Consider the following 21,959-nt stretch of genomic DNA (forward strand, 5'->3'; position numbering starts at 1 on the left):
CGGCTTTATCCGCGAAGGGTTCAGCGCACATCTTAGATCGGGCAACCCTTGCTGCGCAGGATGGCGTCGAAACGATCCGGGTCCAGGGTGCCGGCTTCGATGGCCGCCAGGGTGGCCTGTTCACGGGCCAGCAGGTCGTGGCAGCGGATCAGCAGTTCCGGCAGCTCCGAGCGGGCAGCAGCCACTACGCCATCGCCATCGCCGATCATCAGGTCGCCGGGCATTACCAGCATGCCGGCACAGGAGATCGGCACGTTGATTTCGCCGCCACCGTCGGTGCTCGGGCCGCGGTGCACGCCGCCGATCGCATAGGCCGGCAGTTCGCCGGTCTGCCACTCGTCGAGGTCGCGCAGGGCGCCGTTGATCACCACGCCGACGATGCCGGCCTTCAGGGCCATGGCGCGCATGATGCCGCCGAACACTGCGCGGGTCAGGTCGGCGCTGCCGTCGATCACCAGCACGTCACCGGGGCGGGCCATCTGCATGGCCTTGAGGATCATCAGGTTGTCGCCAGGGCGAACGCGCACGGTCAGGGCGCTGCCGAGCATCGGCTGGTTGCCGTGAAACGGCTTGAGGCCCAGCCCGCCGACGTTGCGGCCCAGGCAGTCACTGACGGCCGCGGCCGGGATTTTGCTGAATTCTTTCAGCCATTTCGGATCGAGTGGCTCGACATTTGGATTGATCAGGTAGCCCGTGGGCCATTTGCTCGAGGAAACGACATCAAACATGAGAAAGCCTCAAAGCCGGCAAGCGCCAGCGTGTGGGGTGGGGCGGGGTGTTTAGCTTAGGCCTCTGCGATGATTTGTCGCAAGAGTGGGGGAGGATTTGTACGGCTGACGGGGCTGGAATTTACATTTGGCCGCTCATGAATCCGCCCCTTCTGCAGGAGCGGATTCATCTACGAAACAAACGACGCAATTACTGCGCCGTACGGCTCACTTCGCGCAGCGGTGTTTTACGCACCGGTGCATCACCTGCCACATAGTAATCGGCCGTGCTGCGTGGCAATGGCTGGCGGCCACGGATCTTGTCGGCGATTTTCTCGGCGATCATGATCGTTGGCGCGTTCAGGTTGCCGGTGGTGATGATCGGCATGATCGACGCATCGACCACGCGCAGGGCCTGCAAGCCGTGCACGCGGCCCTGGTTGTCGACCACGGCCATCTCATCGGTGCCCATCTTGCACGAACAGGACGGGTGGAACGCAGTTTCGGCGTGTTCACGCACGAACTTGTCCAATTGCTCGTCGGTTTGCACGTCGATGCCCGGGCTGATCTCGCGGCCACGGTAAGCGTCCAGTGCCGGCTGCTGCATGATCTCGCGGGTCAGGCGGATGCCGTCACGGAATTCTTGCCAGTCCTGTTCGGTGGACATGTAATTGAACAGGATGCTTGGGTACTCGCGCGGGTTCTTGGACTTGACGTGCACGCGGCCACGGCTAGGCGAACGCATGGAGCCCACGTGGGCCTGGAAGCCGTGCTCCTTGACGCCGTTGCTGCCGTTGTAATTGATGGCCACCGGCAGGAAGTGGTACTGGATGTTCGGCCAGTCGAACTCTGGGCGCGAACGGATAAAGCCGCCGGCCTCGAACTGGTTGCTGGCACCAATGCCAGTGCCGTTGAACATCCACTCGGCACCGATGGCCGGCTGGTTCCACCACAGCAGCGAAGGGTACAGCGACACCGGCTGGGTGCAGGCGTATTGCAGGTACATTTCCAAGTGGTCCTGCAGGTTCTGGCCAACACCCGGCAGGTCGTGCACCAGCGCGATGCCCAGGCTTTCGAGCAGGGCGGCGGGGCCCACGCCGGAACGCTGGAGCACTTGCGGCGAGGCGATGGCGCCGCTGCACAACAGCACTTCCTTGCGCGCGGTGGCCTTGGTGACGGTGGTGCTGTCGCCCACCAGGTACTCGACGCCCACGGCACGCTTGCCTTGGAATACGATTTTGTCGGTCAGGGCATGGGTGACGATGGTCAGCGTGGAGCGCTGCTTGGCCACGTCCAGGTAACCGCGTGCCGTGCTGGCGCGGCGGCCTTTAGGCGTGACGGTGCGGTCCATCGGGCCGAAGCCTTCTTGCTGGTAACCGTTCAAGTCGTCGGTGCGCGGGTAGCCGGCCTGCACGCCGGCCTCGACCATGGCGTGGAACAGCGGGTTGTTGCCGGCCTTGGGCGTGGTCACGCTGACCGGGCCTTCGCCACCGTGGTAATCGTTAGGGCCGATGTCGCGGGTTTCCGCCTTGCGGAAATACGGCAGGCAGTCCAGGTAGGTCCAGTCTTCCAGGCCTGGCAGTTTCGCCCAGCCGTCGTAGTCCATGGCATTGCCGCGGATGTAGCACATGCCGTTGATCAGCGACGAGCCGCCCAGGCCCTTGCCGCGGCCGCATTCCATCCGGCGGCCGTCCATGTGTGGTTCTGGATCGGTCTCGTAGGCCCAGTTGTAGCGGCGGCCTTGCAGTGGGAAGGCCAGTGCAGCCGGCATCTGGGTACGGAAATCGAAGCGATAGTCCGGGCCGCCGGCTTCCAGCAGCAGGACGGTCACGCCCTGGTCTTCGGTCAGGCGGGTGGCCAGGGTGTTACCGGCAGAGCCGGCACCGATGATGATGTAGTCGAATTCTTGGGACATGGAATGCACCCTCGTTGAGTGGGTTCAGGTCGGGGAGGTCGTGCGGGACGGTTCGCGGATGAATCCGCTCCTACAGGGGCGCGGATTCAGCCAGGGGGGTGTTAAAACACCGAACCGTAATCGCCCAACTCGACCTGGATCGACTTGATCCGGGTGTACTGGGCCAGCGAGCTGATGCCGTTCTCGCGGCCAACGCCCGACTGCTTGTAGCCGCCGACCGGCATTTTTGCGTCGGACTCGCCCCAGGCGTTGATCCAGCAGATACCGGCTTCCAGTTGGTGGATAACCCGGTGGGCGCGGGTCAGGTCCTTGGTCACCAGGCCTGCGGCCAGGCCGAAGTCGGTGTCGTTGGCGCGGCGGATCACTTCTTCTTCGCTGTCGTAGGTCAGGATGCTCATCACCGGGCCGAAGATTTCTTCGCGCACGATGGTCATCTCGTCGGTGCAATCGCTGAACACGGTCGGGGCCACAAAGGCGCCCTGGGCGAATGCACCCTCGGTCAGGCGCTCACCGCCCACCAGCAGGCGGGCACCTTCTTGCTTGCCCTTGGCGATGTAGCCCAGCACGCTTTCCATGTGGGCGAAGCTGACCAGTGGGCCGAAGTTGGTGTTCTCGTCTTCCGGGTTGCCGATGCGGATGCGCTGTACGCGTTCCAGGATCTTGGCCTCGAAGGCGGCCTTGAGTGCGGTCGGCACGAACACGCGGGTGCCGTTGGTGCACACCTGGCCCGAGCTATAGAAGTTGGCCATCATGGCGATGTCGGCCGCGCGGTCCAGGTCTGCGTCGTCGAAAATAATCAGCGGCGACTTGCCGCCCAGTTCCATGGTCACTTCCTTGAGCGAGCTGCTCGAGGCGCTGGCCATGACCTTCTTGCCGGTATCGGTGCCGCCGGTGAAGGAGATTTTCTCGATGCGCGGGTGCTCGGTCAACCAGCCGCCGACTTCACGGCCGCTGCCGGTCAATACGTTGAACACACCGTCTGGCAAGCCGGCCTGGGTGTAGATCTCGGCCAGTTTCAGGGTGGTCAGCGAAGTCACTTCGCTTGGCTTGAAGATCATCGCGTTGCCGGCGGCCAGGGCCGGGGCGGATTTCCACAGGGCGATCTGGATCGGGTAGTTCCAGGCGCCGATGCCCACGGTCACGCCCAGCGGCTCGCGGCGGGTGTAGACGAACGAGGTGTCGCGCAGTGGGATCTGTTCGCCTTCGATGGCCGGCACCAGGCCTGCGTAGTATTCCAGCACGTCGGCGCCGGTGACGATGTCGACGTAGCGGGTTTCGGAATAAGCCTTGCCGGTGTCCAGGGTTTCCAGGGCAGCCAGCTCGTCATTACGCTCGCGCAGGATGTCGACGGCGCGGCGCAGGATGCGCGAACGCTCCATGGCGGTCATGGCGGCCCAGATTTTCTGGCCCTTTTCGGCGCTCACTACCGCACGCTCGACGTCAGCCTGGGTGGCGCGCTGGACCTGTGCCAGTACTTCGCCGTTGGCCGGGTTGATGGCGTCGAAGGTGGCGTCGCTGGAAGCGTCCACGTAACCACCGTCGATGTAGAGTTTTTGCAGTTCGAAACGGGCCATAGTGTCCTCGCAAGTGCTTTTAGTGGGGCGGTGGCAGATGCGATTGCTGTGCTCTAGCTCACCTTTTTTGCCAATTGCATATCCATGTATTCGTAGGCGATTTGCTGCGCCTGGTCAGTGTCGAAGGCATCGCCCGAGAGGGCGCCGCGCAACCACAGGCCGTCGATCAGGGCGGCCAACCCGCGTGCCGCGCTGCGTGCCTGGCAAAGCGGCAGCACTCGGCGGAACTGGCAGCACAGGTTGGAATACAGGCGGTGATCGTTGATCCGCTGCAACCTGTGCAATGACGGCTGGTGCATGCTGGCGGCCCAAAAGGCCAGCCAGGTTTTCATCGCCGGGCCGTTGACTTGGCTTGCGTCGAAGTTGCCCTCGACGATCACCTGCAGGTGCGCCCTGGGGCTGTCGTCGTTCAACGCCTGGCGGCGGGCGGCGACGTTATCGATCAAGGCATTCATCAAGTAACGCATCGTCGCTGCGATCAGGCCGTTCTTGTCCTGAAAGTAGTGGCTGATGATTCCGTTGGACACCCCGGCAAGCCGAGCGATCAAAGCAATGCTGGCGTCTGCCATGCCGACCTGATCAACGGCCAGTAACGTGGCTTCGATCAACTGCTGACGGCGGATGGGTTGCATCCCGACCTTAGGCATCTGGCAAATCTCCTTGGGCCTTCGTTGGGTCGACAAGCGACCGACTCGGCGAAGACCAGTCTATTTTATTTTGATTGAACGATCAATCAACAACGAATAAGCTCTGCGACAATATGTGCCATTGACATGCTTTGTGGGCGTCTTTTTGGCACAGATGGCACCCCAAAAAATCGAGGTGCTTTATATCACTCCTGCGCGTGGGGTTATTCATCCAATCGTAGGGGTAGCGCTTTCTTGTGTGTCTTTCTCTCGCACTGCCTGGAGCTTCTGTGCCATGAGTTCTGCCTCGCTTATAAAAACCCCTAGGGAAAGGGTTCGCCTCAATGGCGTGGTGTTCTACGCCTCCACGGCGTTGATCCTGTTGCTGACTGGCGTATTGATCGCCGCACCGGAAACCGCAGGGCGCTTGCTGGGCCAGGCCCAGGAGTGGCTGTCGCGCAGCTTCGGTTGGTATTACATGCTGGTGATCGCCGCTTATCTGATTTTCGTGGTGGGCCTGGCCTTCACCTCGTTCGGCAAGATCAAGCTCGGCACCGCCGACGACAAACCGGACTTCAGCTACGGCGCTTGGGCGGGGATGCTGTTCTCTTCCGGCATCGGCATTTCGCTGTTGTACTTCGGCGCCTCCGAGCCACTGGACCACTACTTCAACCCGCCCGACGGCGTGGGCGCCACCCATCAGGCGGCGCGGGAAGCCTTGCAGCTGACGTTCCTGCATTGGGGCCTGCACGGCTGGGCGATTTATGCGCTGGTGGGCTTGGCAGTGGCGTATTTTGCGTACCGCCACAACCAGCCGCTGGCGCTGCGTTCGGCGCTGTATCCGTTGGTGGGCGAGCGTTGGGTCAAGGGCCTGGCGGGCGACGCGGTGGACGGTTTCGGCATGTTCGTGACCCTGCTGGGCCTGGTGACCAACCTGGGTATCGGCGCGATGCAGGTGTCGTCTGGGCTTGAGCATTTGTTCGGCATGGAGCACAACAACACCAACCTGTTGATCGTGATCCTGGTGATGAGCACCGTGGCCACCATCGCCGCGGTATCGGGCGTGGAAAACGGCATCCGCCGACTGTCCAACCTGAACATCATCCTGTTCAGCGGCCTGCTGCTGTTCGTGCTGTTCGCCGGGCCTACGCTGCACCTGCTCAACGGTTTTATCCAGAACATCGGCGACTACCTCAACGGCGTGGTGCTGAAAACCTTCGACCTGTACGTGTATGAAGGCGACAACGCCAAGTCCGAGCGCTGGCTGGGCCTGTGGACCTTGTTCTACTGGGCGTGGTGGATTTCCTGGGCGCCATTCGTGGGTATGTTCATCGCGCGTATTTCCCGTGGCCGCACCGTACGCGAGCTGGTGGCCGGCGTGCTGCTGATTCCCTTGGGCTTTACCCTGGCCTGGCTGTCGATCTTCGGTAATACCGCGTTGGACCTGGTGATCAACCAGGGGGTGGCGGAACTTGGGCATACGGCCCTGACGCAACCGTCCATGGCCATGTACCAGCTGCTGGACCATTACCCGGCGTCGAAGATCGTCATCGGCGTGGCGATTTTCGTGGGCTTCGTGTTGTTCCTGACCCCGGCCGATTCGGGCGCGGTGATGATGGCCAACCTTTCCTGCAAGGGCGGCGACGTGGATGAAGATGCGCCCAACTGGTTGCGCATCCTGTGGTCGGCGATCATCACCCTGGTGACCATCGGCTTGTTGTTTGCCGGTAACTTCGAAGCCATGCAAACCATGGTGGTGCTGGCAGGGCTGCCGTTCTCGGTGGTGCTGTTGTTGTTCATGTGGGGGCTTGTCAAGGCGATGAAGCAAGACGCCAAGGCCGAGCAGGACACTGTCGAGCAACTGCAGGCGGAGTTGAAGGCGTTGGGGGCAGAGGCGTACGCCCGGCGTTGATCCAGGTTCGCGGATAAATCCGCTCCTACAGAGCGGGTTTATCCACGACCGATTTTCCCTCATCACCCCAGATTCTTGCCCAGCAACGCATGGTACAACTCGGTATCGCCGAGTATCCCGACCATGCGATCGTTGTCCTGCAGCACCAACTTGTTCCCCGTGTGATAGCGGATCTGCAGCGCATCGCGCATGCCGATGTCGGCGTTCACCAGTGTTGGCCCACGGCCCAGTGCTTCTACCGATTGCCCTGGTGCCCAATTCTGCAGGCTCACGCCTCCGGCGCCCTGGCGCACACCCTTGATGGTGTTGCCTTCTGCCAGGTCCACCCACGAATCGCCACCCGGGTCCAGGCACACCGAGCCGTTCACGCGCTTGCAGTTGTCCAGCGTGCGCATCAGGCTACGCCCGCACAACACGTTAAGCGGGTTGGTATGGGCGACGAAGGTGCGAACGTAGTCGTCGGCCGGGTTCAGCACAATTTCTTCGGGCTTGCTGTACTGGATGATCCGGCCATCTTTCATGATTGCGATGCGGCTGCCCAGCTTGAGTGCCTCGTCCAGGTCATGGCTGACGAACACGATGGTCTTTTGCAGCTTGCGTTGCAGTTCCAGCAGTTCGTCCTGCAAGCCCTGGCGGATCAAGGGGTCGAGGGCCGAGAAGGGTTCGTCCATCAGCAGGATGTCGGCGTCCATCGCCAGGGCGCGGGCCAAGCCCACGCGCTGCTGCATGCCGCCGGACAGTTCATCGGGCTTTTTGTTGCGCCATTGGGTAAGGCCCACCAGCTCGAGCTTCTCGTCTACCAGCTTCTTGCGTTCTTTCTCTGGCCGGCCCTGCATCTCCAAGCCAAAGCTGATGTTCTCGCGCACGGTGAGCCAGGGCATCAGGGCGAACTTCTGGAACACCATGGCGATGCGTTTGGTGCGCATCATCTTGAGTTCGGCCGGGGTGCACGAGGCGATGTCGATCTGCGAGCCTTCGTGCTCCACGAACAGCTGGCCGCGGCTCACCGTGTTCAGGCCGTTGATGCAGCGCAGCAGGCTTGATTTGCCCGAGCCCGACAGGCCCATCAGCACGCAAATCTCGCCTTTGTTGATATCCAGGCTGGCTTTCTCAACGCCCACCACCTGGCCGGTTTTTTTCAGGATCTGGTCGCGGGTCATGCCTTGGTCAAGCAGGCTCAAGGCCTCGCGCGGGGACTTGGTGAACACCACGTCGACTTTTTCGAATCGGATTATGCTCATGCGTCACCCCCTACCTTGGCGTCGGGTTGTTTGCAGATACGGTCGAGCATGATAGCCAGCAATACGATTGCCAGGCCCGCTTCGAAGCCCAAGGCGATGTCAGCGGTGTTCAATGCGTTGACCACGGGTTTGCCCAGCCCGTCGGCGCCTACCAGGGCGGCGATCACCACCATCGACAGCGACAGCATGATGCACTGGGTGATGCCGGCGGCGATGCTCGGCATGGCATGGGGCAGTTCAATGCGCGACAGCAATTGGCGGCGCGAGCAACCGAAGGCCTTGCCGGCGTCGAGCAGTTCGTGGGGCACATCGCGGATGCCCAGGTAGGTCAGGCGGATGGGCGCGGCAATGGCGAACACCACCGTGGAGATCAGCCCCGGGACCACGCCCAGGCCAAACAGAGTCAGGGTAGGAATCAGGTAGACGAAGGTCGGTACGGTCTGCATCAGGTCGAGCACCGGCCGCATCACGGTGTAGAACATCGGCTTGTGCGCGGCGATGATGCCCAGCGGCACGCCGATGGCCACGCACACCAGGGTGGCGAACAGCACCTGCGCGAGGGTTTCCATGGTTTCTTGCCAATACCCAAGGTTCAGGATCAGCAGAAAGGACAGCACCACGAACGCGGTGAGGCCCCATTTGCGCTGAATGAAATGGGCCAGGGCGGCGATCAGGGCGATGAGTACGAAAGGGTTGAACCAGGTCAGGGCGAAGGTCAGCCCATGGATCATGGTCTCGAGCGTGGAGGCGATGGCGTCGAAGTAATTGGCGCCGTGTTGCGTCAGCCATTCGACGAAACCGGCGATGTACTGCCCCAGGGGGATTTTATGATCAGTCAGCATGGTATTGAACGTCCACATGCAAGGTAAAAGGACGGATCCCGGCAGGGTGTGCCCGCCGGGATACTGCGGTTATTGCGCGAGCTTGGCTTTGGCGGCCTCCAGGCCTGGTTTACCGTCGACGGTGGTCACACCGGCCAACCAGGTGTCGAGCACCTGCGGGTTTTTCTTGAGCCAGGCCTTGGCGGCCACGTCAGGCTTCATCTTGTCGTCGAGCACGTTGCCCATCAGCGAGCTTTCCATCGGCAAGGTGAACGACAGGTTTTTCAGCAGTTGGCCAACGTTGCTGCATTCCTGGGTGTAGCCCTTGCGGGTGTTGGTGTAGATGGTGGCTTGGCCGAAGTTGGGGCCGAAGTAATCATCGCCACCGGTGAGGTATTTGATTTTGAAGCGGGTGTTCATCGGGTGCGGTTCCCAGCCCAGGAACACCACGTCGGTGCCGCGGCGGTTGGCGCGGTCCACTTGGCTGAGCATGCCGGCTTCGCTGGACTCCACCACCTTGAAGCCTGCGTCTTTGAGGCCGAAGGCGTTCTTGTCGATCATGCTCTGGATCAGGCGGTTGCCGTCGTTGCCAGGCTCGATGCCGTAGATCTTGCCGTCCAGCTCCTTCTTGAATTTGACGATGTCCCCGAAGTCATGCAGGCCCTTGTCGTAAAGCGCCTGGGGCACGGCCAGGGTGTATTTGGCGTTTTCCAGGTTGGCACGCACGGTTTCCACGGTGCCGGCATCCCGGTAGGCCTTGATGTCGTTTTCCATGGTTGGCATCCAGTTGCCGAGGAACACGTCCATGTTCTTGCCGTCGGCCAGCGACTTGTAGGTCACGGGCACGGAGATCATGGTGGTGTTGGTCTTGTAGCCGAGCGACTGCAACACGGCGCTGGTGACGGCGGTGGTAACGGTGATGTCCGTCCAGCCGACGTCAGAGAAGTTGACGGTGCTGCATTGGGCGGGCTCGGCAGCCTGAGCCAGCATTGGCAGACTCAGGACGGCGGCCAGCAACAACGATGGTGAACCTTTCATGGGTGGGCTCCTGGGTTAATTCTCGTGGACAATCCATGCGGATCGCCCCGCTTTCTGGTCGCGTTGGGTGGCGGACGGTGCTGCGCAAACGACAGTGCAGACCGGGTGCCGTGCAATCGAGTCGAGACTGATCATGGACCAGTGAAAATCAGACGCCTACAGGGGGCGTCGTAACCAGTACACAGGGAGTCGTATCCAGTGCCGGTGACGTCGTTTACAGATTTCCCCACCCCTGTGAACCGCACTTTTGGCCGTTTGCCACGCTGAAAACGGCCGGGCGTCATGGGCGACGTTAGTGGGCATGGGTAAGTCGGTTGCAGACGTCAGGCGCTGCGCCAAAAGCCTGATGATGCGGGCATCCCGGCGGATTGCAGCTTCAGCGTAGCAGCTCCGTCAACGGGCGCTGCGGGCGTCCGGGGCATGCTTAATCAGGAGGTTTGCGGCAATGGCAATCAGTGTGTTTGACCTGTTCAAGATCGGCATTGGGCCCTCCAGCTCCCACACCGTGGGCCCCATGCGCGCCGCGGCGCTGTTCGTCCAGGGCCTGCGTGGGCGCGACGAGCTTGCCAAGGTGCAACGGGTTGAAGTGCGCCTGTACGGCTCGTTATCGGCCACCGGCATCGGCCACGGCAGCGACAACGCAGTGATCATGGGCTTGATGGGCGAATGGCCCGACGCGATCGACCCGTCCACCATCGGCCTGCACATCGCCACCTTGCGTGAAACCGACACCCTGCAGCTAGCTGGGCACCTGCCCATCCCGTTTATTTGGCAGCGCGACATGGTGCTGCTGGACGAAAACTTGCCGTTCCACCCCAACGCCATGACGCTGATCGCGTTCGGTGAGGCAGGCGAACTGCATCGCGACACCTACTACTCGGTGGGCGGCGGCTTCGTGGTGGACGAGGCCCAGGCCGCCAGTGGCGTGCTGGACATGGATCGCACGGTGCTGCCTTATGATTTCGACAGTGCCGTAGAGTTGTTGGCGCTGTGCGAGCGGCACCAGTTGCGCGTGGCCGAGTTAATGATGGCCAACGAGAAGGTCTGGCGCAGCGAAGAAGAGATCCGCGCCGGGCTGATGAAACTGTGGCGGGCCATGCAGGACTGCGTGGAGCAGGGCCTCAAGCACGAAGGCATATTGCCTGGTGGGCTGAACGTACGGCGCCGCGCGGCCAAGCTGCACCGCAGCTTGCAGGAGCTGGGCAAACCCAACGTGATCGGCTCGACCCTGAGCGCCATGGAGTGGGTGAACCTGTTCGCCCTGGCGGTCAACGAAGAGAACGCCGCTGGCGGGCGCATGGTCACTGCGCCCACCAACGGCGCAGCCGGGATCATCCCGGCAGTGCTGCACTACTACATGAAATTCAGCGACGAGGTCAGCGAAGCCAACGTGGTCGACTACCTGCTGGCAGCGGCGGCGGTGGGCATCCTGTGCAAGAAGAATGCTTCGATCTCCGGGGCTGAGGTCGGTTGCCAGGGTGAGGTGGGTTCGGCCTGCGCCATGGCGGCGGCGGGTCTGGCCGAAATCCTGGGGGCCAGCCCCGAGCAGATGGCCAATGCCGCGGAGATCGGCCTGGAGCATAACCTGGGCCTGACCTGCGATCCGGTGGGCGGGCTGGTGCAGGTGCCGTGCATCGAGCGCAATGCGATCGCGGCGGTCAAGGCCATCAATGCCGCGCAAATGGCCTTGCGGGGCGACGGCCAGCACTTCATCTCTCTGGACCGAGTGATCCGCACCATGCGCGACACCGGTGCCGACATGCACGATAAATACAAAGAGACGTCGCGCGGCGGCCTGGCGGTCAGCGCGGTGGAATGCTGACCTTGCGCACTTTTTGCACACAGGCCTGAACCCACGCGATCTTTTGGCGCGTTTGCAGGCGCCATTGCCCTGTAGGACGGTCTTACGCCAGCAGTGCGTTTGACCGTCGGTCACCCGTGCTTAGAGTGACAGTCTTTTCAGCCGTCTATCGGCGCGCTTCACACAAGTGCTACCGATCTGCTCACAGCCCCCGCCCCCCAACGCCTACACCCGCGCAATGACCGTTGGCGCGCCCACCCATTGGCCGCAGAGCGACGTCGTTTTCAGGTTTTATTGAATGGCCATTCAACTTTAGGCATGGCATTTGCGTTGTGTTTAATCACCACCCCTTTACTAGGGGAATAACAAGAGCCCGTGCCTGGGGCCATCAACCGCTTTGTGTGAGGAGATACCGCGATGACTTCGTTCAACTCCGGGGCCCAACCCCAGACCCGCACGCCTCAATCCATCGGCTTTTTGCTGCTGGACAACTTCACGCTGATCTCCCTGGCCTCGGCGGTCGAACCACTGCGCATGGCCAACCAGTTGTCTGGCCGCGAACTGTATCGCTGGACCACCCTAAGCGTGGATGGCGGGCAAGTCTGGGCCAGCGATGGCCTGCAGATCACCCCGGACGCGGCGATGCACAAGGCGCCTTCCTTGGACACCATCATCGTGTGCGGCGGTATTGGCATTCAGCGCACGGTCACCCGCGAACACGTGACCTGGCTGCAAAGCCAGGCGCGCCAGAGCAAACGCCTGGGCGCGGTGTGCACCGGCAGTTGGGCGCTGGCCTGTGCCGGCCTGCTCGACGGCTTTGATTGCAGCGTGCACTGGGAGTGCCTGGCCTCCATGCAGGAAGCCTTCCCGCGGGTTGCCATGAGTACCCGCCTGTTCACCCTGGACCGCAACCGTTTTACCAGTTCCGGTGGCACCGCGCCGCTGGACATGATGCTGCACCTGATCAGCCGCGACCACGGCCGTGAACTGTCGGCGGCCATCTCGGAAATGTTCGTGTACGAGCGCATCCGCAACGAGCAGGACCACCAACGCGTGCCGCTCAAGCACATGCTGGGCACTAACCAGCCCAAGCTGCAGGAAATCGTCGCGTTGATGGAGGCCAATCTGGAAGAGCCGATCGACCTGGATGAGCTTGCCGTTTACGTGGCGGTATCGCGTCGGCAGTTGGAGCGGCTGTTCCAGAAATACCTGCACTGTTCGCCGTCGCGCTATTACCTCAAGTTGCGCCTGATCCGGGCCCGCCAGTTGCTCAAGCAAACGCCGATGTCGATCATCGAAGTGGCGTCGGTGTGCGGCTTTGTGTCAACGCCGCACTTCTCCAAGTGCTACCGCGAATATTTCGGCATTCCGCCGCGTGACGAGCGCGTCGGTTCCAATACCGCGCAGCAGGTGGCGATGATGCCGATACCGCAGGCTTTGGTACTGGCACCGTTGTCCGGGCCGATGTCGGCGCTGAGCCAGGCGCGCAACGAGTCCACCTTTGCCAGCGTCAGGCTATAGGGGCATCTTGGACTGTACCCAAACTGACTGAGTGCCGAGCGACATAATCGCCCACGGTAGCTTTCAGCCGTTTGGCCTGAGACCAGAATTCATCGCCCAGGCTGTAGTCGCGCAGAGCGATCTTCAGTACCAGGGGCGGTGGCGTCTGCCGGGACGAAGCGGCGGGCAGGACGGTGAGGGCAATCACCGTTGCGGTGTTTGCATTGGTCGCCACGGTCAGGGAGAACGTCAGGAGCACCGGGTCGGTATGAGGTAGATCAATTAACGTATTATCCTCAAGGCCAGCGGGCCAGGCGATGGCCGGCGGAACGTTGTCAGTAGTGGCCGCCGCGGCCAGCAGCCATTGGAGTGCGTCGACCACCTCGTCCGGTAGATAGCGCTGGGCCATGTCTTGAATGAGCGTGGTCAGGCTCGGCGCAGTGTCCAATTCCAGCTCCAGGATATCCTGACGCCTGCGCACCGTGCGAAAGCCGAGCTTTTCCAATGCGCTGAACCGGTGGGACAGCCAGTTGCTTGCCGGTGCTTGCCGATAAAGCCGGTCGGCTTGAATCTGGCCGAACACACAGGCCTGCAACAGTGTAGTGACCTGTTTGGTGGCTAAGTCTTGGGTCAGCAGTGCGCTGCGCGAGCACAGTATTTTTTGAAAGTGATTAACGTTCATCGTGTGCCTCCTGGCAAAGCACCAGGCACCGATAGTGCCTGGTACGGTAAAGGTTTAATCAATCGTCGGGCAGCTTGAAATCATCGAACTGGTTCATCGCATTCTTGGCGATCCAGCGTCGGACTTCGGTCCGCACCTCCGGGCTGGTTTCGCTGGCGATGTAGATGACCCGACGTGCCGCGCCGAAAATATCAATCTTGGATTTGTTCCAAGACACAAACAGCACCCGGCCTTGGTTTTCCTTGGACTTGAAGTGTGAGCAAGCCAACAGGGCAACCACCGTGCCATTGGCTTTTTCGCCGCTGGGCAGGAACTGGAAGTTGGCGCTTTCCCGGTTGCTGCTGCGCTTTTCGAACAGGCTCAGGGCTTTCTGGTTATCGCCAATGCCGTTCAAGCCATTGCGGATGGCTTCAAGCAATACCTTGCCAGCAGAGCCTGCGCCCAATGCTGCGTCCCCCAGCAGTTTCAGGGCTATGGCGTCCACGCTCACCTGGGTGTCGCTGGTGCCAAGGCGGTCGAAACCAAAGCTTTGCATGGTGAAACCAAAGGCGGAAAGGGTTTGGTAATACTTTTTGTACCAAGCCTCGATCTCGGTATCCGGGTCGTGGGTGCGGTTGGCAACGTTCTCCGCGTAGCAACAGAAGTTCTTCACGTCCTTTTCGTTTTCCAAAGACATTTCGCCTTCGATGGTGCCCAGTGTGTTGCCGGCGACGAACCCATGCTCCTGGCCAGGGCCCGGCGTGAAATCATCATCTGGAAGTTTACGTGACGACAGCACGGGAGCGCTGAAGGGGACATCCGGCAGTGCGAGGGCGCTGAACAAGTTATCGCGCTGGGAAAGGGTCAAGGTCGAATAATCGATGTCTGACATTATAAAAATCCTTTTAATGAGTGTTGTGGTATTGCCAACGAAGTGTCGCAAGTCAGTGCCATGCCGGCGAGACGGAAAGGGCCCCCCTGCTTCATGGTTCATTCACCACTACAGTTTGATGGCCTCGAACATATCCTCCCGGATGGCCTGTATTTTCTTGCGCACCACCTCCCGAAACTCGGCGTAGGCCCCCGCTGGGAGTGTCATGGCGGTGACTTCGCAGCGGATCGACTGGATCATGTCCAGCGACGTGGGCGTAGGGCCGTGCGTGGAGGCGCTAGTGAATGCCTGTTGCAAATCACCGCGGTCGTTGCCAAGGCACGCCAACAGGTTGAAGCGGGTGCTCTCAGGGTTATAGGTATTGCGCTCGAATAGCTGTTTGGCCCTGAGGTTGGCGGGTAACGCCGCCATGCTTTGCTCGGTCAGTTGCGCACAGGTTTTTCCGCCGATGGCATAAATGACGTTCAACAAGCGTTGTTTCTGGTAGGGGTAGGCGGGGGAAGAAAAGTAGCTGGCAGCCTTTGCATATCGCCAGCCGACGGTTGCCAAGGTGTTGGCGAACACGGCGTTCCAGGCCTTGGCCTCCCGGCGGCTGTCGTATTTCAGGCTGGCCGACTGCTCGGCAAAGTAGGTGGCCTGGATAACGTCCAGATTACTTTCGTCACTGATGCCTTGTTTGAACGCGAGAATGCTGGCGTTGAGCACCAGAGCGGTGTCATTCCGGGTTGCGCTGGGGAAAGACTGGGTGCTGGCGGCTGCGCGGGAGGCTGCAACTGGGGGTGGGATCGTTATGTCGTCGATGATTCGAAGCCGACGCTCCAGATCCTTGGGGTCGTAGATAAACATATGAGACTCCTGTCTTGGCTGGGGCAAACGCTAAGGGTTTGCCCTTGGCCATCCTAGACAGGCGCACTGGCGGCGAGAAACCGGAATGGCTTCCAGCCACTGGCGTCAAGCCAGCGTTGGTTTCAAGCGCGTGATTGCTGTTGATACACGGCCAAAGCCGGCAACAATTGTTTGTCGATGGCTTGGCGCACTGCGGGCAGGATCGTCGCGCTACTGGTCAGCATCTGCTCTACCAGGCCACGCAACGCCTTGGCACGGGCATCGCTCAGCCCCCTCACTGCGCACTCGCATGCCTGGTCGGCGGTGGCGCCAGCAGGCATTTCGAAGCCTAGCGCGCGCAGTTGGCCGAGCAGGTCTTCTTGATCAATCAAATCCGCATGCATCATGACGCGTATCCTTCCAGAGGCGTGATCGTGAGTCGATTTTGTCCGTGCTCAATCCGGGGAGCAAGGGCTGAATGCGCCGATGGCAGCATTAGCTATGGGCGTGTCGTTTTCGGCTAATTGCGCCACAGGATGACGGGGCACACTGGCGTTGTCTTTGAGCGTCGAGGGTTTGGTCACCCTGGATGTATGACATACACAGTTATTAGCCCCGATCATGATTACGGCATGATCGGGGCTTTTTTTGGGATCAGGGAAACCAAGGCTCAGAGGGTGAGGTTGGCAAAAAACTGGTCCGAGCGGCGATGGACAGCATTTTGGACTTTTTCACGGTAGTGATCATGGTGCCTGGGGTTCAGCTCCATGCGCTGAGCCTGTATCTGAATCACCGGTTCATCATCCTCCAGCCATGAAACCAGCGCGGGCCAACTGCTTGCGTTCACGCAGCTCAAAACCATGATGGCATTACCTTCCGTACTTTGAATGCAGGGCAGCAACTTGAAGGCGACGCCTTGCTCGCCCATGCCGGTTTGTTTAAGCAATTGCCTGGCGGGATGATTTTTCTGCAACGCGCCTAGCGTTCGCATTGCCACCACGCCCATACGCTGGCCACCCGCTTCCTGAATGACTTGCAACAAGGTTTGTTCTGGCGTGAAGTGAAGGTGCCGTGTCCACTCTTCGAGCACTGGCGCTTTTGCCTCCCAACCCACGTGATGCAGCACATCTACATAAAATTCATGCCAGAACTGTGGGTCGGTGCGCATATCGGTAGCGTTGCTGGCAATGGTTTCGGCATACATGCAGCTGTACATCATGTCGTTGCGCAGTTCGTCCGACAGACCTTCGCCTAGGCCGATGACGTGGTTGTCCAGCATGAATCCGGCGGCGTCGTGAATCGCGCTGGGCACGTACTGCACCCAGCTTGGCACGGGGGGCTGCGTGTCGGTGGACAGGCTCGGTGTAAGATGATCGTCTGGGGTCATGGGGTAGGCCTCCTGCCTGAGTGAGGGGCGGCCAATGATGGGCGCCCGAAGCCCACGTTAGGCTGGGGCAAGGGCCGAAAGGAAACGGGTAGCGCTTCCTATCTGCCCGAGCCCATCAGGCAGGAAGTGCGATGACCCGTCCGACATGGCAGGGGGCGGGCATGCCGGCCTGGGACATCACGATGGCTTTCAGGTGCTCCAGGTTCTGCTCGCGCAAGTGCGTTGACTTGGGGCCTTCCAGGCTCACATGCAGCAACATCTGCTCGCTGGCTGCCACCGGCTCTTGAGCGTCGTTCACGTGCAGGCTGTGATACAGATGCACACGCTTGCTGTCATGGCCGATCACTTGAGTGTGCACCTGCACGGCTTCGCCGCGTTTGACCTCATGCAGAAAGTTAAGGTGACACTCCAAGGTGAACAGCGAGTGATTGTCACGCGCCGGGTCTACGCCTATACGCTCCATGAACGCGTCCGTGGCGTAGCTGAAAATCAGCAGATAAAACGCATCGCGCAAATGCCCGTTGTAGTCGACCCACTCCTCGATGATGGTGGTCTGGTAGCTGATCATTCGTCGAAACTCATGCCGTGCTTGGCCTTGGTCACCCGTACCGCGTCCAGTACCGCCAGCAAGCAATCGTCGCGGTAGCGCTCCAGGGCACCGATGCTGCGTTCGCCCAGTTGCGCCGAGGTGCCGTCGACCACATCGTCGATCAGTTTCTCCGTCAACGCCGGCGCAGGCAGGTAGGTCCACGGTAACTGCAACGCCGGGCCGAACTGGTTCATGAAATGCCGCATGCCGGCATCGCCCCCGGCCAGGGTATAGGTCAGGAAGGTTCCCATGAACGACCAGCGCAAGCCTGCGCCAAAGCGGATGGCATCGTCGATTTCGCCTGTGGTGGCGACACCGTCGTTGACCAGGTGCAGGGCTTCGCGCCAGAGCGCTTCGAGCAGGCGGTCGGCGATGAACCCCGGCACTTCCTTGCGCACGTGCAGGGGGCGCATGCCCAAGGATTCATAAACCTTAATGGCTGCCTGTATGGCTTGCGGTGCGGTGCGTTTGCCGCCCACCACTTCCACCAGGGGCAACAGGTAGACCGGGTTGAACGGGTGACCGACCACGCAGCGTTCCGGGTGCGTGGCATTTTCGTAGAATTGGCTGGGCAACAGCCCCGAGGTACTCGAGCCAATCAACGCGTTGGGTTTGGCCGCGGCGCTGATCTTGCCGTGCAGTTCCAGCTTCAGGTCCAGGCGTTCCGGGGCGCTTTCCTGGATAAAGTCGGCGTCGCGCACGCAGGCCTCGATGGTGTCGACGAACCGCAAGCGGTCTGGTGAAGCACCCTGGGCCAGGCCTTGTTGTTGCAATGCTGGCCAAGCGTTGGCAACGCGCTTGCGCAAGGCTGCTTCAGCGCCGGGGGCCGGGTCCCAGGCAATCACGTCCAGGCCATGGGCCAGGGCGCGGGCTACCCAGCCGCTGCCGATGACGCCGCTGCCCAAGGCGGCGAAGGTTTTGATCTCGGTGATGAAGGTCATGTGCGGTCCTTGGTTTCAGCGGCGGGTCAGGTTCATTTTTGCGCGGCCCTCGGCGGGCGTTAGCACGCGCGAGCCCAAGCGGGTGAGGATCTCGCAAGCGCGCTCCACCAACTGGCCATTGCTGGCGAGCACGCCTTTTTCCAGCCACAGGTTGTCTTCCAGGCCCACCCGCACGTTGCCACCCAGTAGCACGGCCTGCGCGGCCATCGGCATTTGCATGCGGCCGATGCCAAAGCCTGCCCATACCGCGTCGGTGGGCAGGTTGTCGACCATGGCTTTCATGCTGGTGGTATCGGCCGGAGCGCCCCAGGGGATGCCCAGGCACAGCTGAAACAGTGGGTCATGCAGCAATCCTTCCTTGATCATTTGCTTGGCGAACCACAGGTGGCCGGTGTCGAAGATCTCCAGCTCGGCTTTCACGCCCAATTCGCTGATGCGCTTGGCACCGGCACGCAGTTGGGCGGGGGTGGAGACGTAAATGCTGTCGCCGTCACCGAAATTCAGCGTGCCGCAGTCCAGGGTGCAGATCTCTGGCAACAGCGCCTCGACGTGCGCCAAGCGTGCCAGCGGGCCGATCAGGTCGGTGCCGGGGCCGAAGGCCATGGGGGTTTCTCCCGGACCGATTTCCAGGTCACCGCCCATGCCGGCGGTCAGGTTGACGATGATGTCGATGTCGGCTTCGCGAATGCGCTCCATCACTTCGCGGTACAGCGCCACGTCGCGGCTGAATTTGCCGGTTTGCGGGTCGCGCACATGGCAGTGCACCACGGTGGCACCCGCCTTGGCGGCCTCGACGGCAGCCTCGGCGATTTGCTTGGGCGTGATTGGCACCCGGTGGCTTTTGCCGGTGGTGTCGCCGGCGCCGGTCAGGGCGCAGGTGATAATGACGTCGTGGTTCATGGCGGCTCCTTGAAATGTGGGCGAGGCTTTGCCCTCACCCCAGCCCTCTCCCTGGGGGAGAGGGGGGCAGATTTATGTAGTGGCGAAAATGTAAGTACACCCGCAATCAGCTCCCTCTCCCTTGGGGAGAGGGTTGGGGTGAGGGGACTACGGATTACCCGTCAATTGCAGGTTCTGCTCGGCCGGCTTGCCGTCAAAGGTCGTCACGCCGCTCAGCCAGCGCTTCTGGTCTTCGGGGTGGGTCTTGAGCCAGGCCTTGGCCGATTCCAGGGCATCCTTGTGGTCCAGCAGCGGTTGCATCATCCGGCTCTCGTCGGCCGCGCTGAACGTGAGGTTGGTCAACAGCTTGTCCACGTTGGGGCAGCGGCTGGCGTAGTCCGGTGCGGTCACCGTCCATACGGTGGCCATGCCCTCGTTCGGCCCCAGGGCGTCTTCACTGCCACTGAGGTAGGTCATTTTTTGGTTGACGTTCATCGGGTGCGGTGCCCAGCCAAAGAACACGATGGCCTCGTTGCGTTTAACCGCGCGGCTGACCGCCGAGAGCATGCCGGCTTCGCTGGACTCCACCAACTGGAAGTCGCCCAAGCCGAACTGGTTCTTGGCGATCATCTCCTTGATTTGGGTATTGGCGCCCGAGCCTGGCTCGATGCCATAGATCTTGCCGCCCAGCTCCTTCTTGAATTTGGCGATGTCGGCAAAGGTTTTCAGGCCCTTGTCGGCCAGGTAGGTGGGCACGGCCAAGGTGGCGCGGGCATCCTTGAGGCTGGGTTCGGCGAGCACCTTGACCTGTTTCTGCTCGACGAAGGGGGTAATGGTCTGGGTCATCAAGGGGTTCCAGTAGCCTAGGAACAGATCCAGGCGCTGGTCGCGGATGCCGGCGAAGATGATTTGTTGCGAGGCGCTGGTTTGCTTGGTCTCGTAGCCCAGGCCGTCCAGCAACACTTGGGTCATGGCGCTGGTGGCGATCACGTCGGTCCAGTTGACCACGCCCAGGCGTACGCTCTTGCAACTGGCTGGGTCTGCGGCGCTGGCTGGCTGAACCAGGGCGCTGGTGGTGAGCATCAGCAAACAGCAGCTGATCAGTCGTTTCATGATGGCTCCTCTCGCGGCAGATCTGGTTGTTGTGATGACCGGTGTCTTCGCACCGTGGGCACAGATTACGGAGCATTCGCGCCAGAAAATCGCACAGCGGCGACCAGCACTTGCACAGCGGCGACCTGCGCGTTATTAACGTGTGTGTATTTGGCGAGCGCGGCACATGCCCCAGGACTTCCACTTTCTATTGCTGCCCGGCTTTTCCGCGATCGGCTTTATTTCGGCCGTGGAACCGTTACGGGTCGCCAACCGCTTTCGTGGCGAGCTGTACCGCTGGCACGTGGTGAGCACCGATGGTGGGCCGGTACTGGCCAGCAATGGCATGTCGGTGAACGCCGACACCGCGTTGGCGCCGCTCAAGCAGGGCGCCACCTTGTTGATCGTTGCCGGCTTCGAGCCGTTGGGTGCATTTACACCCGCATTGCAGCACTGGTTGCGCCGGCTGGATAGCGAGGGCGTGACCCTGGGCGCCATCGACACCGGCAGCTTCATTCTTGCCCAGGCGGGCCTGCTCGAAGGGCATAGGCTGACGTTGCACTGGGAAGCATTGGGGGCGTTCAAGGAGCGTTACCCACAGTTGGACGCCACGCAGGAGCTGTTCGAAATCGACCGGCGGCGCATCACCTCGGCTGGCGGCACCGCGTCCATCGACCTGATGCTTGACCTGATCGCCCAGGCCCATGGCAGTGAGCTGGCAATCCAGATATCGGAGCAGTTCGTGGTGGGGCGCATCCGCCCGCGCAAAGACCACCAGCGCATGCAGATCGCGTCGCGCTATGGCATCAGCAACAAGAAGTTGGTGCAGGTGATCGGCGAGATGGAGCAACACACCGAGCCGCCGCTGAGCACGCTGGCGCTGGCCGAGTCGATCAGCGTTACCCGGCGGCAATTGGAGCGGTTATTCAAGCTTTACCTGAATGACACGCCCAGTGCCTTTTACTTGCGTTTGCGCCTGGAAAAGGGCCGGCAATTACTGCGCCAGACTGACCTGAGCGTGTTGGAGGTCAGTATTGCCTGCGGGTTTGAGTCCGCGTCGTATTTCACCCGCAGCTACAGAGCACGGTTTACCCGGTGCCCGCGAGAAGACCGGCTGCTCAGTTAAGTTTTCATCAACGCCGCGCATGCTGTCTTGTAGGCTTCATGCTGATATTTGTTCAGCGTGGCGTGCAGCGCGAAGTCGTGCTTTTTGTTTTGTGCGTTGATGGTTTGTGGTGACAGCAACGTTACCTCGCAGCCTTCCAGGAGCTGGAAAATGCCTTCGATCTTGAAGGTGGTGGGGCCACCGGCAAACTCGCCTTTTTTGCTGCGCTTTTTGATGGCGATGTGGGTGACGGCGTGCGCCTTGACGAAGGCCGCCAACTGCGCGGCGAATGCCTTGACGTTGGAGGCTTCGTCATCATCTTCCAAGGCTAGCTTTTTCAAGGTAATGGGCTGGTGCGCCAGGTCGCTGCCATTACGGCTGGCGAGGGCGAAGATGGCTTCGCTGGCTTTGATTTCGATACCGCAGATATGCATGGTAGGCCTTGAAAGACGT

21 protein-coding genes are annotated in these 21,959 nt (G+C 61.2%); 4 read left to right on the top strand and 17 right to left on the bottom strand.

Features of this window, described 5'->3' with window-relative positions; translation table 11 throughout:
* Positions 1-32: 32 nt before the first annotated feature.
* From L9B60_RS13770 to betI, 4 genes are all read right to left on the bottom strand, one after another.
* On the bottom strand, positions 33-728 hold the full coding sequence (locus L9B60_RS13770; RefSeq protein ID WP_249679354.1) for an RraA family protein: 696 nt from the start codon (positions 726-728) through the stop codon (positions 33-35).
* A gap of 190 nt (positions 729-918) precedes the next feature.
* Entirely contained in the window at positions 919-2,622 is a 1,704-nt protein-coding gene (betA, locus tag L9B60_RS13775) for a choline dehydrogenase (RefSeq protein ID WP_249679355.1), read from the bottom strand.
* Between the two features lie 101 nt (positions 2,623-2,723).
* Entirely contained in the window at positions 2,724-4,196 is a 1,473-nt protein-coding gene (gene betB / locus L9B60_RS13780; RefSeq protein ID WP_249679356.1) for a betaine-aldehyde dehydrogenase, read from the bottom strand.
* A gap of 53 nt (positions 4,197-4,249) precedes the next feature.
* Positions 4,250-4,843, bottom strand: coding sequence for a transcriptional regulator BetI (gene betI, locus L9B60_RS13785; RefSeq protein ID WP_249679357.1), 594 nt, complete (start codon positions 4,841-4,843; stop codon positions 4,250-4,252).
* A gap of 331 nt (positions 4,844-5,174) precedes the next feature.
* Between betI and L9B60_RS13790 the strand changes: the two genes are divergently transcribed.
* Complete coding sequence (locus L9B60_RS13790) at positions 5,175-6,734, top strand: BCCT family transporter (RefSeq protein WP_249679741.1); 1,560 nt, start codon at positions 5,175-5,177, stop codon at positions 6,732-6,734.
* A gap of 62 nt (positions 6,735-6,796) precedes the next feature.
* Here L9B60_RS13790 and choV read toward each other — a convergent pair whose 3' ends face one another.
* The 3 genes from choV to L9B60_RS13805 all read right to left on the bottom strand — a co-directional run bounded on the left by choV (position 6,797) and on the right by L9B60_RS13805 (position 9,834).
* Complete coding sequence (choV, locus tag L9B60_RS13795) at positions 6,797-7,975, bottom strand: choline ABC transporter ATP-binding protein (protein ID WP_249679358.1); 1,179 nt, start codon at positions 7,973-7,975, stop codon at positions 6,797-6,799.
* The gene (gene choW / locus L9B60_RS13800) at positions 7,972-8,817 is read right to left on the bottom strand and encodes a choline ABC transporter permease subunit (RefSeq protein WP_249679359.1); all 846 of its coding nucleotides are present in this window, start codon (positions 8,815-8,817) and stop codon (positions 7,972-7,974) included. Before choW ends, choV begins: the two co-directional genes overlap by 4 nt.
* 69 nt (positions 8,818-8,886) lie before the next feature.
* Complete coding sequence (locus tag L9B60_RS13805) at positions 8,887-9,834, bottom strand: choline ABC transporter substrate-binding protein (protein WP_249679360.1); 948 nt, start codon at positions 9,832-9,834, stop codon at positions 8,887-8,889.
* A gap of 445 nt (positions 9,835-10,279) precedes the next feature.
* Between L9B60_RS13805 and L9B60_RS13810 the strand changes: the two genes are divergently transcribed.
* Both L9B60_RS13810 and gbdR read left to right on the top strand, forming a co-directional pair.
* The gene (locus L9B60_RS13810; RefSeq protein ID WP_249679361.1) at positions 10,280-11,656 is read left to right on the top strand and encodes an L-serine ammonia-lyase; all 1,377 of its coding nucleotides are present in this window, start codon (positions 10,280-10,282) and stop codon (positions 11,654-11,656) included.
* A gap of 396 nt (positions 11,657-12,052) precedes the next feature.
* The gene (gene gbdR, locus L9B60_RS13815; protein WP_249679362.1) at positions 12,053-13,156 is read left to right on the top strand and encodes a choline metabolism transcriptional regulator GbdR; all 1,104 of its coding nucleotides are present in this window, start codon (positions 12,053-12,055) and stop codon (positions 13,154-13,156) included.
* Here the strand turns inward: gbdR and L9B60_RS13820 are convergent.
* The 9 genes from L9B60_RS13820 to L9B60_RS13860 form a co-directional block, all read right to left on the bottom strand.
* The gene (locus L9B60_RS13820) at positions 13,146-13,817 is read right to left on the bottom strand and encodes a hypothetical protein (protein ID WP_249679363.1); all 672 of its coding nucleotides are present in this window, start codon (positions 13,815-13,817) and stop codon (positions 13,146-13,148) included. The genes gbdR and L9B60_RS13820 overlap by 11 nt on opposite strands.
* Positions 13,818-13,875: 58 nt before the next feature.
* Positions 13,876-14,790, bottom strand: a complete 915-nt coding sequence (locus L9B60_RS13825; RefSeq protein WP_249679364.1) for a hypothetical protein — start codon at positions 14,788-14,790, stop codon at positions 13,876-13,878.
* A 6-nt stretch (positions 14,791-14,796) separates the two neighbouring features.
* Positions 14,797-15,534, bottom strand: coding sequence for a hypothetical protein (locus L9B60_RS13830; protein ID WP_249679365.1), 738 nt, complete (start codon positions 15,532-15,534; stop codon positions 14,797-14,799).
* Between the two features lie 122 nt (positions 15,535-15,656).
* Complete coding sequence (locus tag L9B60_RS13835) at positions 15,657-15,920, bottom strand: hypothetical protein (protein WP_249679366.1); 264 nt, start codon at positions 15,918-15,920, stop codon at positions 15,657-15,659.
* 263 nt (positions 15,921-16,183) lie between these two features.
* Positions 16,184-16,900 (bottom strand): hypothetical protein, encoded by a 717-nt coding sequence (locus tag L9B60_RS13840; RefSeq protein ID WP_249679367.1) that lies wholly within the window; start codon positions 16,898-16,900, stop codon positions 16,184-16,186.
* Between the two features lie 115 nt (positions 16,901-17,015).
* Positions 17,016-17,468 carry a thioesterase family protein gene (locus L9B60_RS13845; RefSeq protein WP_249679368.1) on the bottom strand — a complete coding sequence of 151 codons (453 nt, stop codon included), beginning with the start codon at positions 17,466-17,468 and terminating at the stop codon, positions 17,016-17,018.
* Positions 17,465-18,430 carry an L-carnitine dehydrogenase gene (locus L9B60_RS13850; protein ID WP_249679369.1) on the bottom strand — a complete coding sequence of 322 codons (966 nt, stop codon included), beginning with the start codon at positions 18,428-18,430 and terminating at the stop codon, positions 17,465-17,467. The genes L9B60_RS13845 and L9B60_RS13850 overlap by 4 nt, the downstream gene beginning before the upstream one ends.
* A 15-nt stretch (positions 18,431-18,445) precedes the next feature.
* Positions 18,446-19,330, bottom strand: coding sequence for a 3-dehydrocarnitine:acetyl-CoA trimethylamine transferase CdhC (cdhC, locus tag L9B60_RS13855; RefSeq protein WP_249679370.1), 885 nt, complete (start codon positions 19,328-19,330; stop codon positions 18,446-18,448).
* Between the two features lie 147 nt (positions 19,331-19,477).
* Entirely contained in the window at positions 19,478-20,422 is a 945-nt protein-coding gene (locus L9B60_RS13860) for a choline ABC transporter substrate-binding protein (protein WP_249679371.1), read from the bottom strand.
* 166 nt (positions 20,423-20,588) lie between these two features.
* Between L9B60_RS13860 and L9B60_RS13865 the strand changes: the two genes are divergently transcribed.
* A complete protein-coding gene (locus tag L9B60_RS13865) occupies positions 20,589-21,527 on the top strand; it encodes a GlxA family transcriptional regulator (RefSeq protein WP_249679372.1) in 939 nt (312 codons plus the stop codon).
* Here L9B60_RS13865 and L9B60_RS13870 read toward each other — a convergent pair.
* Positions 21,524-21,940: a DUF3010 family protein gene (locus tag L9B60_RS13870; RefSeq protein ID WP_249679373.1), complete on the bottom strand. Its 417-nt coding sequence runs from the start codon at positions 21,938-21,940 to the stop codon at positions 21,524-21,526. The genes L9B60_RS13865 and L9B60_RS13870 overlap by 4 nt on opposite strands.
* Positions 21,941-21,959: the final 19 nt, after the last annotated feature.

It is taken from the genome of Pseudomonas abieticivorans (assembly GCF_023509015.1).
Lineage (GTDB): Bacteria > Pseudomonadota > Gammaproteobacteria > Pseudomonadales > Pseudomonadaceae > Aquipseudomonas > Aquipseudomonas abieticivorans.